The following is a 12,344-nucleotide window of genomic DNA, read 5'->3' on the forward strand; positions in this document are numbered from 1 at the left end:
GCCACCGCACCTGGAGGGTCGTCCTTTGTTCAGCATCACCGTCCGTGATCACATCATGATTGCTCACAGCTTCAGCGGGGAGGTTTTCGGACCCGCGCAGCGCCTGCACGGAGCTACGTTCCTCGTGGACGCCACCTTCCGCCGCCCCGAACTGGACGCGGACAACATCGTCGTCGACATCGGCCTGGCCACCCAGGAACTCGGCACCGTCGTGGGCGAGCTGAACTACCGCAATCTCGACGACGACCCCGACTTCGCCGGCATCAACACCAGTACGGAATTCCTGGCCAAGGTCATCGCCGACCGCCTCGCGGACCGGGTGCACGCGGGGGCCCTGGGCGAGGGCGCCCGCGGCCTGGCCGGGATCACGGTCACCCTGCATGAGTCGCATGTCGCCTGGGCGAGTTACGAGCGATCGCTATGAGCCGCTCGGTGCACATCGTCATGCCGGGCGGGGTCGACGATCCGGCCGCGCCCAGTGGCGGCAACGTCTACGACCGCCGCCTGTGCCGGGACCTGCCCGGCACCGGCTGGCAGGTCCGCGAGCACACCGTCGCGGGCAGCTGGCCGCAGCCCGGAGCGGACGCCCGGGCCGAGCTGGCCCGCATCCTGGCCAGGGCCGCGGACGGCGCCGTCGTCCTCCTCGACGGACTCGTCGCCTGCGCCGTTCCCGACATCGTCGTCCCCGAGACCGGACGGCTGCGCATCGCGGTACTGGTGCACCTGCCGCTGGGCGACGAGACAGGGCTCGCACCATCGCGGGTGACCGAGCTCGACGCTCTGGAGCGCAGGACCCTGCGTTCCGTGCCCGCGGTCGTGGCGACCAGCGAATGGGCGGCCCGCAGGCTTGTGGCCCACCACGGGCTCGACCCCGGCCGGGTCCATGTCGCGGCCCCCGGCGCCGACATCGGGCCCCAGGCCTCCGGCACCGACGGCGCCTCGCGGCTGGTCTGCGTCGCCTCGGTGACCCCGCGCAAGGGGCAGCTCCGGCTGGTGGAGGCTCTGGCCGACGTCGCGGACCTGCCCTGGACGCTCGTGTGCGCCGGAGGCCTCGGCCAGGACCCCGCATACGTCGCCCAACTGCGCGCCCTGATCGAAAAGTCCGGCCTCGACGGCCGGGTGCACCTCGTCGGGCCGCAGAGCGGCGCGGAGCTGGACGCGACCTACGCCGATGCCGACCTCCTGGTGCTCACCTCGTACGCGGAGACGTACGGCATGGCGGTGACCGAGGCGCTCGCCCGCGGCATTCCCGTACTGGCAACGACCGTCGGCGGGCTCCCGGAGGCCGTCGGGCACGCGCCCGACGGCACTGTGCCGGGCCTGCTCGTACGGTCGGAAGACGCCGGGGCGCTCGCGACGGCGCTGCGCCGCTGGTTCGGCGACCCCGCCCTGCGCCGTCGGCTGAGGGCGGCCGCGGGTGCCCGGCGCGCCGCGCTGGACGGGTGGGAGACCACGGCCCGCAATCTGGCGGGCGCTCTGGAACACGTCCGACTCGATCCCCGGAGGGCCGCGTGAATACGACCGACGCACCCCGTTACGCCCCCGAGTGGCTCGAGCTGCGGGAGGGCGCCGACGCCGCCGCCCGCGCGACCGAACTCCTCGATCCGCTGCGAGACCGGCTGGCGGACCACAAGGCCGGCGGTCTGGTGATCCGCGATCTCGGCTGCGGCACCGGCTCCATGGGGCGCTGGCTCGCACCCAGGCTCCCCGGCCCCCAGCACTGGATCCTGCACGACCACGACCCCGAACTCCTCCGCCTGGCGGCCGCTCACACTCCCCGTACGGCAGCCGACGGCAGCGGCGTCACGGTCACCACGGAACGCGGCGACATCGCCCACCTGACGGCTGACCTCCTGGCCAGTGCCTCGCTGGTGACGGCCTCCGCGCTGCTGGACGTACTCACCCGGGACGAGGTGACGGCGCTCGCCCGGGCCTGCGCAGGGGCCCGTTGCCCGGCGCTGCTGGCGCTGTCCGTGGTGGGGCGCGTCGAGCTGACACCGGCCGAGCCGCTGGACGACCAGATCGCCGAAGCCTTCAACGAACACCAGCAACGCGAGGGTCGACTGGGGCCCGACGCCGTCACGTTCGCCGCCGAAGCCTTCGTACGGCAGGGCGCGACGGTACGGATGCACGCCAGCCCCTGGCAGCTCGGCGCCGACGACGCGCTGCTGACGGCACAGTGGCTGCGCGGCTGGGTCGGCGCCGCCTGCGAGCAGCGCCCCTCCCTGGCACCCCGCGCCCAGGCGTATCTGCGCCGCCGCCTGGCGGCTTGCGCGGCGGGCGAGTTGACAGTGGTGGTGCAGCACAGCGATCTGCTGGCACTGCCCAGCGCGACGGGCGGAAATTCATGAGCGGGCGGACGAGGGCCCGCATCGGCACGCTCGCCGGAGCGGGCATCCTGGCCGTGCTGGTGTGGCGTCTTGGCACCGGCGCCTTCCTGGACGGACTCCGCAGGATTGACGGACCGACACTTCTGGCCGCCCTCGGGCTGGGCCTGCTCACCACCGTGTTCAGCGCCTGGCGCTGGCGCCTGGTGGCCCGCGGCATGGACATCCGGTTGCCGCTGGGCAGCGCCGTCGCCGACTACTACCGGGCCCTGTTCCTGAACGCGGCGCTGCCCGGTGGCGTACTCGGCGATGTGCACCGCGCGGTACGGCACGGGCAGAACACCGGTGACATCGGCCGGGGCGTCCGCGCGGTCGTCCTCGAACGGACCGCGGGTCAGGTCGTCCTCATCGCCGTCGGCGGGGTGGTGCTGCTCGTCCAGCCGTCCCCGGCGCTGACAGCGGCCCGCAACCTCGCCACCGTGCCGGTTTTCGCCGCGGCCGTCGCCGTCGTCGGCGCGCTGATGATCACGGTCGCCGTCCGGCGGCGCGGGAAGCCCGGCACCTCGCGATGGCACCGGGCGACCCGCACCGCGCTGGCCGAAGCACGCCTCGGACTGCTTGCCCGCGCCAGCTGGCCGGGAGTGGTGATCTCGTCCGTCGCGGTGCTGGCGGGGCATCTGGGCATGTTCCTGCTCGCCGCCCGGGCAGCGGGGTCAACGGCTCCGTTCGCCCAGTTGGCTCCCCTGATGGTGCTCGCTCTGCTCGCCATGGCGCTGCCGCTGAACGTCGGTGGCTGGGGGCCGAGGGAAGGCGTCACCGCCTGGGCCTTCGGCGCCGCCGGACTGGGCGCCGCCCAGGGCCTGACCGTCGCCGTGGTCTACGGAGTCCTCACCTTCGCCGCAAGCCTGCCCGGTATCGGCGTGCTCCTCGGCCCCTGGCTCGCCCGTCTACGTCGCCCGCAGGTCGAACTCGAAGAGCGTGTCCTCGCCGAGGAAGGCGCGTCGGACCGGTGGGCGAAGCGCGTCGCGCATCACCGGCTGTCCGGCGAAGCGCAGCCCGGGGATGCCGTCACCGATCAGGACCGGCGCCACGGTGACGTACAGCCGGTGCAGCGCCTGCTCGTGAAGGAAGCGCGACACGGTGACGCCGCCGCCCTCGACCAGCACCCGGCCGAGGCCGCGTCGCGCGAGCGAGTCCAGCAGGCGCCCCGGGGCGAACGCGTCCTGGTCCGGCAGGGTCAGAACCTCGACACCGTCGGGGACGGCCTTGTCGCGGCCACTGCCGGCGCCCACCACCCACAGAGTGGGGGCTGACCCATCGGTGAACACCCGGCGCCCCAGCGGCACCCGGCCGCGCGGATCGAGAATGACGCGCACCGGGTTGGCCCCGGCGCAGGCACGCACGGTCAGCTGAGGATCGTCCGCAACGGCCGTGCCCGCCCCGACGACCACCGCGTCGGCCAGGGCACGCAGATGGTGCAGATGGCTGCGGTCCTCCTCGCCGGTGACATAGTCGGCGTCGCCGGTACGGGTCGCGATGAAACCGTCCAGGCTCTGCCCGAGCTGCGCGAATGCCACGCGCGGACCGGCCAGGCACAGCGGCAGATAGCGCTCCGCGAGCCACTCGGCCTCGGGCGAGGCGTCCTGCGTCCAGCGCCCGCCGCTCTTCGGGTCCAGGACCAGTCCCGCGGCCTCCGCGTCCGCCCCGGACCGTACGGCTCGCAGCCGCTTCCAGGCCTCCGCCGCGTCCAGCACACCACCGGGGCCGCTCATCGCGTCCCCCGCCCGGAGAGCAGCGAGACGTACTCACCGAAGGATTCGACAAGCGAGGCCAGCAGTTCCTTTCCCTTGTCGGCGGATGCCATGGACGGACGGCCGATGACTCCGGAGTCCGTGTATGCCTCCATACCGAGAGTGAGGAGATGCTTACGCTCGTCGGCAAGGAAATCGGATGTCTCAAAGCCGGGGCGGACGAGTTCGGGATGCGCGTGCAACAGGATGGAAGTCTCCACTTCGCCCGCGTGCATATCGCTGTGCGACGGGGTCTGCACACCGGCTCTTGCCCGGGCGGCGTCCCAGTCCGCCGTGCCCGGGAAAAGCGCCATGCGGATACCGTTGCTCTCGGATTCCTGAACCACATTGCGCAGTACGTAATTTCCGCCGTGGCCGTTGAGCAGAATGAGGGCGCCGATACCGGACCGGCTCAGCGAGTCGGCGATGTCCCGTACCACCGCGTTGAGGGTCGCGGCGGAAATACTGACGGTGCCCGGCCAGGCGGCATGCTCGTGGGAGCAGGAGACGGTCAGCGGAGGAAGGTGGAGTACCGGATGAGCTGCGGCGACCTCACGCGCGATGGTGCAGGCGACGACCGTGTCGGTCACCAAGGGAAGGTACGCACCGTGCTGCTCGAAGCTGCCGATGGGAAGGATGGCGATGTCGGCCCCCTCGGCCCTCACATCCTCCGTGGAGTGCGACGGCAACAGTCCCGCTGCCTGCCGTGGCGTTCCCGAACTGCTCATGTCTTTCCGGCCTTTCGTCGTTCGCTCTGCGCGCCGATGGTCGAACGTGATGAATCGGGCGCCCAGTTGTGCCCTTCGTCATTTTCCCTCACACCACCCGCAGTCTGCCAGATAGGATCGGGCGCATGACAGAAAGTGATGGCGCGTTCCGCGGAAGTGTTCGTCCATCAGGTGTCGAACGAGTGGTGGATGTCCAACTGTCCACCGTGCACGGCGATTTCGTCGCGATCGGCTACCTGGACCGCAATAGCGGCGAGGAACAAATGGTGCTGGTATTCGGCGATGTCGAGCGAGAAGGAGCGCTTACCCGCGTGCATTCGGAGTGTCTGACCGGAGATGTCTTCGGTTCCAAACACTGCGAGTGCGGCGATCAACTGTCCGCCGCGCTGGGCGCCATCGTGCAGGAAGGGCACGGCATTCTCGTGTACCTCCAGGGCCATGAGGGGCGCGGAATCGGCCTGCTGGCCAAACTCCGGGCGATGAAGCTCCAGGCGGAGGGCCTCGACACGGTCGAGGCGAACATCGCCCTCGGGCTCCCCGTCGACGCCCGCGACTACCAGGTGGCGGCGGACATCCTGCACGATCTCGGCGTCCAGTCGGTGCGGCTGCTGTCGAACAACCCGCTCAAGCGCGAGGCGCTGCTGCGGCACGGCATCAAGATCGCCGATCTGGTACCCCTGCTGATACCGCCGCGCGCGGAGAACAGGTCCTATCTCTGGACCAAGCGGGACCGCCTCGATCATTATCTGCCGCACCTGGACGGCGTGGCCGACTAGTCTCGAGGCCGTGTGGTCAGCCGCCGACCGTGGTTGGCAAGGTGGCGTGAAAATGCCGATTGCACCACGACCGGCGGCGGCCTGGCCGCGCAGGAGATCGCTGTATCGCGCGCCATGCGGTACGGGTCTTCCGGGCGCCCGAGCCCGAACAGGCTGAACGCGAGGCTGTGACGGCAGCGCAAGGTGTCCGGGTGGTCGGGGCCCATGGCGCGCTCCCGCGCGTCGAGCGCACTGTGGTGCACATCTGATGTGCCTCGAAGTGGCGGCCCAACTGGCCCAGCGCGTAGGCCATTTCCCGGAGGGCTGCGAGGTGTGCCGGGGTGATCGGCACCTGCTGATGCTCGCGCGAGGCGTCGGCAGGCCGCCCGGTGTGGGGGACAAGACCCCGCCTTCTCCCGGCGCCGGAGCGTGCTCTGGAAGGCTCCGGCTCGTTTCGTCCACCTCACACTGCGTGCCCACGGGACTGCGAGATGTGTGATTTGCGTCCTTGACATACGCGCAATTCCACCGTCGCCGGGCACCCATACCTTCTGGCCATGGAAAACAACCTCGGGCGTAGAGGCTTCCTCCGCCTCTCTGGAACAGCCGCCCTTACCGCCTCGCTCGGCAGCGCGCTCACCGCGTGTGGATCGGCCGACAAGAAGTCCTCATCAGCCAAGCCCGGCCGTACCGTGCGACTTGGATTCATCGCGTTGACCGACTGTGCGCCCCTGGTGATGGCGGAGGAACTCGGGTACTTCGCCGAGCGTGACCTCAATGTTGAATTGATCAAGCAGGCATCTTGGCCCGCCACCCGGGACAACCTGCTCAATGGGCAGATCGATGCCGCACATGCCCTCTTCAGCCTCCCTCTGTCCGTTGCAACGAAGATCGCGGGCAAGGGTTCCACCGACCTCAAGATCGCCATGGTGCTGAACAACAACGGCCAGGCCATCACCCTCAAGAAGGACTTCGCCGACGCCGGCTACGCGGACCTGAAGGCCGCCAAGGCACTCCTTGAGAAGAAGTCCCCGACCCTGGCCATGACCTTCCCCGGTGGTACGCACGACACCTGGCTGCGCTACTGGCTCAAGGCGACCAAGGCCGATTCCTCGAAGGTCAAGATCGTTCCGATCCCGCCGCCGCAGATGGTCGCCAACATGAAGGTCGGCAACATGGACGGCTACTGCGTCGGCGAGCCCTGGAACGCCGTCGCCGTCAAGCAGGACATAGGCTTCACCCACATCACGACCCAGGACATCTGGCAGCACCACCCGGAGAAGGCCCTGGTCGCGGGCGCCAAGTTCGCCGCGGAGAAGAAGGACGTCCTGGCCGATGTGATGGGGGCCGTCCTCAAGGCGTGCAAGTGGCTCGACGACTTGGACAACCGGGCCAAGGCGGCGACGACGATCGGCGCCCCTCAGTACGTGAAGGCACCGGCCAAGGAGATCGAGGGCCGACTGCTCGGCAGCTACGAGCTGGGGGCGGACCTGGGCGAGAAGAAGTTCAGCGGCGACCAGATGATGTTCTTCCGCGACGGACAGACCTGCGCGCCCCGGCGCGGGCACGCGATCTGGTTCATGAGCCAGTACCAGCGCTTCGGGCTCCTCAAGGAGGCGCCTCCGTACACCAAGATCGCTGACGAGATCATCCTGCGCGACCTCTACGAGGAGGTCGCCGCCAAGGAGGGCATCGATGTCCCGGCAGACGATATGAGCCCGTTCCACGTGAAGCTCGACGGCACGATGTTCGACCCCAAGAAGCCGCAGGAGGAGGCGAAGCGGCCATGACGAGCTCGCTGACGCATACGGACCGGGCAGAACCGGCTGAGACGGATGCCCAGCCCGAGCCGCCCGGCCCCCCCGCCGCCTCCCGGTCGCCCATCAGCGGCGGTTGGGGGAGTCGGCTTGCCGAGCTGGGCCGCGGCATCGGATGGGCCGTGCTCGGTACTGCAATCGTGGTGCTGCTGTGGCAGCTGGCCGCATCCCGGTCCACCGACGTCCCGGCCCCGCTCGACGGGGCACGGACGCTGGTCGACCTCCTGGGGGATCCGTTCTACGACAACGGCCCGAACGACAAGGGGGTAGGTCTTCAGCTGGCCACCTCGCTGCAGCGGGTGTTCACCGGCTTCGCTCTGGCCGCCGTGGTCGGGGTACTGGCAGGGCTGCTCCTCGGCGCGAGCCGCCGGGCCTGGCTGGCATTCAACCCGGTGGTGCAGGTGCTGCGTCCCGTGTCGCCGCTGGCCTGGTTTCCGATCTGGCTGGCCGTGTTCAAGGACGCTTCCCAGGCCTCGATATTCGTGATCTTCATTACCGCGCTGTGGCCCACGCTCATCAACACCGCGGCCGGTGCGGCGGACATCCCTCACGATCACCGCAATGTCGCGCGGGTCTTCCGCTTCGGTCGCATCGCCTACCTGAGGCATGTGCTTGTGCCGAACGCCCTGCCGTCGATCATCACCGGTCTGCGGCTGTCGATGGGCATCGCCTGGATGGTCATCGTGGCGGTCGAGATGCTCTCCGGCAATTCCGGGATCGGGTTCTTCGTGTGGGACTCGTACAACGCCGGCAACCTCAGCTCGGTCGTCGCCGCGATCGTCCTCATCGGTCTTGTCGGTCTGATCCTTGACGCGATCCTCGTACGGCTCTCGCGCAAGGTGGCCATCGAGGAGGTTAAGTCGTGACCGTCGAGATCCGCGGGGTGCACAAGTCGTTCCGCCGAAGGGGATCAGCCGCTCAGCACGTTCTACGAGGGATCGATCTGACAGTCGAGGAAGGGGAATTCGTCTCCTTCATCGGCCACTCGGGCTGCGGCAAGTCGACGCTGCTCAATCTGGTCGGCGGACTTGACCGCCCAAATGCGGGTGAGATCGTCGTGGACGGTCAGGCCGTAACGGGGCCGGGTCCGGAACGGGCGATGGTCTTCCAGAACTACTCACTGCTGCCCAGACTGAGCCTTCTCGCGAATGTGCGCGAAGCCGTCCGCGCGGCACGGCCGGACTGGTCCCGGACAAAGGCCGACGACATGGTCGAGCGGTATCTGACCGCCGTCGGGCTGTGGGAGCACCGCGACAAGCGCCCGGGCCAGGTGTCGGGCGGCATGGCTCAGCGCGCCGCGGTCGCCAGGGCCTTCGCCGTGGGACCCCGTACTCTGCTGCTGGACGAGCCGTTCGGTGCGCTGGACGCGCTCACCCGCTCGCGATTGCAGCAACAACTCGTCGAGCTGTGGGGTAGCGAGTCGGAGACCGAGAAGGTGCTCATGGTCACGCACGGGCTCGATGAGGCCATTCTGCTCGCCGACCGGATCGTGGTCATGTCCAATCCGCCGCAGCCGTCGGTGCGCACGATCATCCCGGTGCCGATCCCGCGTCCTCGGGACCGCGCGACGATCACCAGCCACCCGGCATACGCCCGTACCCAGGAGCAGTTGGCCGACCTGCTGCTCGCCGACAACACGGCGGCCGCATAGCCCCGGCCGGTCCCCCGGGCCGGTGCACGTCTGGCGAGCCATCTAGGGCCTGTTGTTTGGATCAGGCCCTGGGGAGTGTCTTCAAAGTAGCGTCGTCCGCCCGAAGGGCGGGCCTGGCGGCGTCTGGTGCGTGCGATCGCAAGGCGGAGGATGGAGCCCACGCGGAGCGTCGGCGACTGACGACAACGCAGCGAGCGTGCGTGCCAGACGCCGCCAGGCAGACGGGACTTTGAAGACACGACCTAGGGGTGAGGTGGCTGCGGGTGGTGGTCTCAGCCTTGTCGCCTCCACGCGGGCTGAGACCACCGCCCGCGGCCACCTCACCGAACAACGCGGCATCGGGCACCGTCGCCGGTCCAGCCCGGTCCCGAACTGCTGTTGAATCACGTCATCTGGCGCCGTACGAGTTCGTGAAGATGCCCGCCCGCATGGGCGAGCAGATCGGACGGCCGGCCCTGCTCCACGATCCGGCCGTCCGACATCACGATCACGCGGTCGGCGTCCATCACGGTCGAGAGCCGGTGGGCGATCACGACGCGGCTTGCGCTCAGGCGGCGGGTGGACTCGATCACGATGCGCTGGGCCTCGTTGTCCAGCGCACTCGTGGCCTCGTCGAAGAAGAGGATGCGGGGGCGGCGGACGATGGCCTGGGCGATCATCAGGCGCTGGCGCTGGCCGCCCGATATCGCGCCGCCGCCCGCGATCATCGTGTGCAGGCCCATCGGCATGCGCCTGATGTCCTCGGCCAGGCCCGCCATCTCGGCCGCCTCCCAGGCCTCTTCCTGGGTGAAGGCCTCGGTGCCGCAGATGCAGTCCAGGATCGATCCGGTCAGCGGCTGTGCGTTCTGCAGGACGACTCCGCACTGGCGGCGTACGGCGGCCTGGTCCAGGGCCGCCAAGTCCTGGCCGTCGTACAGGACACTGCCCGAGGTCGGCCGGTCGAAGCCGATGAGGAGGCGCAGCAGCGTCGACTTGCCGCAGCCGCTGGGGCCGACGATCGCCACGAACTCGCCCGGCCGCACCTGGAGGGACACGTCGTCGAGGACGAGCGGGCCGTCGTCGGCGTAGCGGAAGCTGAGCTTTCTGGTCTCGATCCCGCCGGACAGGGTGCCGGGCTGGGCGCTGGCCCCGCGGACCTCGGGGGCCTCGTCGAAGACCGGCCTGATCTGCTCGAACATCGGCAGTGCGGCGGCGGACGACACCAGCACCCCCGACAGCTGGGTGACCGAGGTCAGCAGCATGGTCACGGAGGTGTTGAAGGTCAGGAACTCACCCGCCGACATGCTCCCGCGCGCGGGACCGGCCAGCAGCATGAACATGGTGAGCGAACAGAGCGGCAGATAGACCGCGTCGAGGACCGTCGTCAGGTTCTTGATCCGCCCCGCCCGCTGCTGGAGTTCCCGGGAGCGGGCGAACTCCCGCGCCCACGCGGCGTACGCGAAGCTCTCCGCCGCCGCGACCCGCAGCTTGGGCAGTCCGCGCAGGGTCTGGAAGGCCTGGTTGTTGAGTTTGTTGCCGAGTTCGACCAGCTCCCGCTGCCAGCGCAGCTGCCACAGTCCCATCCCGAGGAACACGGCTCCGATGACGACGAGCATGGCGATGGCCGTGAGCGCCAGCGGCACGCTGTAGCAGAGCAGCAGTACGAGGTTCATCCCGCCGACCGTGCCCGCCTGCAGGGCCACCGGGCCGATGCCGGAGAGCAGCCGCCGGACGGCGCTGACGCCCATCGCCGCACTGGCCAGCTCCCCGGTGGATCGCTCGGTGAAGAACCTGGTCGGCAGCCGCAACAGCCGGTCCCACACAGCCGGTTGGAGCGCGCTCTCCATACGGCCCTCCATCCGCAGGACCGTGAGGTTCTGCAGCAGCATGAACGCGGCCGAGACGATGCCGGCGATCATCACGGCCAGGGCGACCTGGACGATGAGGCTCTTCTCGGCGGTCGGTACGTACACGCCGAGCACCTGGCCGGTCGCGATCGGCACCAGCGCGCCGAGGGCGACGGTCACCAGTCCGCCGATCGCCAGATTGCGTACGTCCGATGCGGCACCGCGCAGGCTGAAGCGAAGGAGGCGCCAGGGGGTCATGGGCCGTTCCGGCAGCGGGCGGTAGAACATCACGGCACGCGGCTCGAGTTCCTCCGCCTGGTTCTCGCCGATCCGGATGCGCAGGCCGGAGGCCGGGTTCACCGCCTCGTAGCGGCCACGCCGCCACAGAAGGGCGACCGGGGCGCCGGACTTGGCCCAATGGCCTACCAGGGGACCGGTGTTCGTACGCCACCAGCGTCCCTCCAGCCGGACCGCGCGGGTACGGATCCGGGAGCCGGTCGCGATCCGCTCGACGGGACTGATGCGGTCGTTGACCGGGCCGCTCTTCGGCGGCTCGGTGAGCGTGATCCCGGCGGCTTCCGCGACGCGTCGGCAGACGGCGAAGGTCGCGTCGTCGTCGGCCCCGTCCGCTCCGGCGGAAGCCCGCCCGGCCCGCTCGGGCCTGCCGATGGAGGCCAGCAGCGCCTGGTCGGCTCGGGCCCGGACGGTCTCGCCCGCCTTGATGCCTGCGGCCGTACGGTCCTCGTGGGCGCGCTCAAGGGTTTCGATCCAGCGGTCCACCGCGGACAGCAGCCGGTACTGCTGGTTGACCATCTGCTGCCACAGTGCGGCGTCGACGAGCAGATCGCCCGCGGCCTGCGCGCTGTACATCGCGCCGTACTGGACACTGCCGGAAGGGACCGGCATCCACAGGATGTCGTCGTCGGCCATGGCCTCGTCGGTGGCCCGGCCCTCCAGCGGAGCCTGGAACAGGACGCCGAGGCCACGTCCGGTGCCGAGGGCGAAGGCGTGCTCCAGCGGGGTCGGCGCCTCGTACCCCGTCTCGTACCCGGTCCCGTACCCCGTCTCGTACCCCGTCGGATACTGGGACCCGTACGCCGGGTACTCGCCGCTGTACTCCGGCCGGTACAGCTCCCGCAGTGGGATCCGGCGCAGCAGACAGTCCTGCGAGGGCCTGCCGAGCAGGGTGTGCCGGGGGCCCTCGACCGGGCCCAGCAGCAGGGTGCCCGCTTCCAGGCGGCCGAGGAAGTGCCAGTGCCCCTGCTGGACGGCGTCGACCGCGAAGAGATCCAGGGTGCCGCCGACGACGAGCCACAGCACGTGCGGCCCCTCCAGCGGCAGACTGCGCAGGCCCGTGCAGTCGACGGGCGTGCCCAGGCCGCCCAGGGCATGGGTCACGGCGTCGCTCTCGCCCGGTCCCACGACCGCGGCCGGGTGAACGGATGCCACG

The 12,344-nt window shown here is 69.8% G+C and carries 10 protein-coding genes and 2 pseudogenes; 8 read left to right on the plus strand and 4 right to left on the minus strand.

The window, feature by feature from the left end; all coding sequences use genetic code 11:
* Positions 1 to 25: 25 nt before the first annotated feature.
* From OOK40_RS19510 to OOK40_RS19525, 4 genes and pseudogenes are all read left to right on the plus strand, one after another.
* Entirely contained in the window at positions 26 to 424 is a 399-nt protein-coding gene (locus tag OOK40_RS19510) for a 6-carboxytetrahydropterin synthase (RefSeq protein WP_266483234.1), read from the plus strand.
* Positions 421 to 1,515, plus strand: a complete 1,095-nt coding sequence (locus tag OOK40_RS19515; RefSeq protein WP_266483239.1) for a glycosyltransferase family 4 protein — start codon at positions 421 to 423, stop codon at positions 1,513 to 1,515. The genes OOK40_RS19510 and OOK40_RS19515 overlap by 4 nt, the downstream gene beginning before the upstream one ends.
* Positions 1,512 to 2,351 (plus strand): class I SAM-dependent methyltransferase, encoded by an 840-nt coding sequence (locus tag OOK40_RS19520; RefSeq protein WP_266483242.1) that lies wholly within the window; start codon positions 1,512 to 1,514, stop codon positions 2,349 to 2,351. The genes OOK40_RS19515 and OOK40_RS19520 overlap by 4 nt, the downstream gene beginning before the upstream one ends.
* A pseudogene (locus OOK40_RS19525) lies at positions 2,348 to 3,256 on the plus strand (lysylphosphatidylglycerol synthase transmembrane domain-containing protein); the annotation flags it as partial. The gene OOK40_RS19520 and the pseudogene OOK40_RS19525, both read left to right, overlap by 4 nt.
* A gap of 18 nt (positions 3,257 to 3,274) precedes the next feature.
* Here the strand turns inward: OOK40_RS19525 and OOK40_RS19530 are convergent.
* Positions 3,275 to 4,099, minus strand: a complete 825-nt coding sequence (locus tag OOK40_RS19530) for a RibD family protein (RefSeq protein ID WP_266483245.1) — start codon at positions 4,097 to 4,099, stop codon at positions 3,275 to 3,277.
* A complete protein-coding gene (locus OOK40_RS19535) occupies positions 4,096 to 4,845 on the minus strand; it encodes a creatininase family protein (protein ID WP_266483247.1) in 750 nt (249 codons plus the stop codon). The genes OOK40_RS19530 and OOK40_RS19535 overlap by 4 nt, the downstream gene beginning before the upstream one ends.
* 125 nt (positions 4,846 to 4,970) lie before the next feature.
* Here OOK40_RS19535 and ribA point away from each other — a divergent pair, with 125 nt between their 5' ends.
* A complete protein-coding gene (gene ribA / locus OOK40_RS19540; RefSeq protein ID WP_266483250.1) occupies positions 4,971 to 5,621 on the plus strand; it encodes a GTP cyclohydrolase II in 651 nt (216 codons plus the stop codon).
* A 98-nt stretch (positions 5,622 to 5,719) separates the two neighbouring features.
* On the opposite strand, the pseudogene OOK40_RS19545 reads toward ribA, so the two are convergent.
* Positions 5,720 to 5,931: pseudogene (locus OOK40_RS19545) on the minus strand (tetratricopeptide repeat protein); the annotation flags it as partial.
* A 226-nt stretch (positions 5,932 to 6,157) separates the two neighbouring features.
* Between OOK40_RS19545 and OOK40_RS19550 the strand changes: the two are divergent.
* Genes OOK40_RS19550 through OOK40_RS19560 form a run of 3 tightly spaced genes read left to right on the plus strand, consistent with a single transcriptional unit; the run spans position 6,158 to position 9,068 of the window.
* Positions 6,158 to 7,390 carry a CmpA/NrtA family ABC transporter substrate-binding protein gene (locus OOK40_RS19550; RefSeq protein ID WP_266483252.1) on the plus strand — a complete coding sequence of 411 codons (1,233 nt, stop codon included), beginning with the start codon at positions 6,158 to 6,160 and terminating at the stop codon, positions 7,388 to 7,390.
* On the plus strand, positions 7,387 to 8,283 hold the full coding sequence (gene ntrB, locus OOK40_RS19555; protein WP_266483254.1) for a nitrate ABC transporter permease: 897 nt from the start codon (positions 7,387 to 7,389) through the stop codon (positions 8,281 to 8,283). Before OOK40_RS19550 ends, ntrB begins: the two co-directional genes overlap by 4 nt.
* The gene (locus OOK40_RS19560; protein ID WP_266483258.1) at positions 8,280 to 9,068 is read left to right on the plus strand and encodes an ABC transporter ATP-binding protein; all 789 of its coding nucleotides are present in this window, start codon (positions 8,280 to 8,282) and stop codon (positions 9,066 to 9,068) included. Before ntrB ends, OOK40_RS19560 begins: the two co-directional genes overlap by 4 nt.
* A 383-nt stretch (positions 9,069 to 9,451) precedes the next feature.
* Here OOK40_RS19560 and OOK40_RS19565 read toward each other — a convergent pair whose 3' ends face one another.
* A complete protein-coding gene (locus tag OOK40_RS19565) occupies positions 9,452 to 12,343 on the minus strand; it encodes an NHLP bacteriocin export ABC transporter permease/ATPase subunit (protein ID WP_266483260.1) in 2,892 nt (963 codons plus the stop codon).
* Between the last annotated feature and the right edge of the window lies 1 nt (position 12,344).

It is taken from the genome of Streptomyces sp. NBC_01481 (genome assembly GCF_026339995.1).
Taxonomy (GTDB): Bacteria; Actinomycetota; Actinomycetes; order Streptomycetales; family Streptomycetaceae; genus Streptomyces.

Excerpts from the sequence above, each read along its gene's own strand:
- OOK40_RS19515 (WP_266483239.1), top strand. The coding sequence starts at position 421 with ATGAGCCGCTCGGTGCACATCGTCATGCCGGGCGGGGTCGACGATCCG.
- OOK40_RS19530 (WP_266483245.1), bottom strand. The coding sequence starts at position 4,099 with ATGAGCGGCCCCGGTGGTGTGCTGGACGCGGCGGAGGCCTGGAAGCGG.
- OOK40_RS19535 (WP_266483247.1), bottom strand. The coding sequence starts at position 4,845 with ATGAGCAGTTCGGGAACGCCACGGCAGGCAGCGGGACTGTTGCCGTCG.
- ribA (WP_266483250.1), top strand. The coding sequence starts at position 4,971 with ATGACAGAAAGTGATGGCGCGTTCCGCGGAAGTGTTCGTCCATCAGGT.
- OOK40_RS19550 (WP_266483252.1), top strand. The coding sequence starts at position 6,158 with ATGGAAAACAACCTCGGGCGTAGAGGCTTCCTCCGCCTCTCTGGAACA.
- ntrB (WP_266483254.1), top strand. The coding sequence starts at position 7,387 with ATGACGAGCTCGCTGACGCATACGGACCGGGCAGAACCGGCTGAGACG.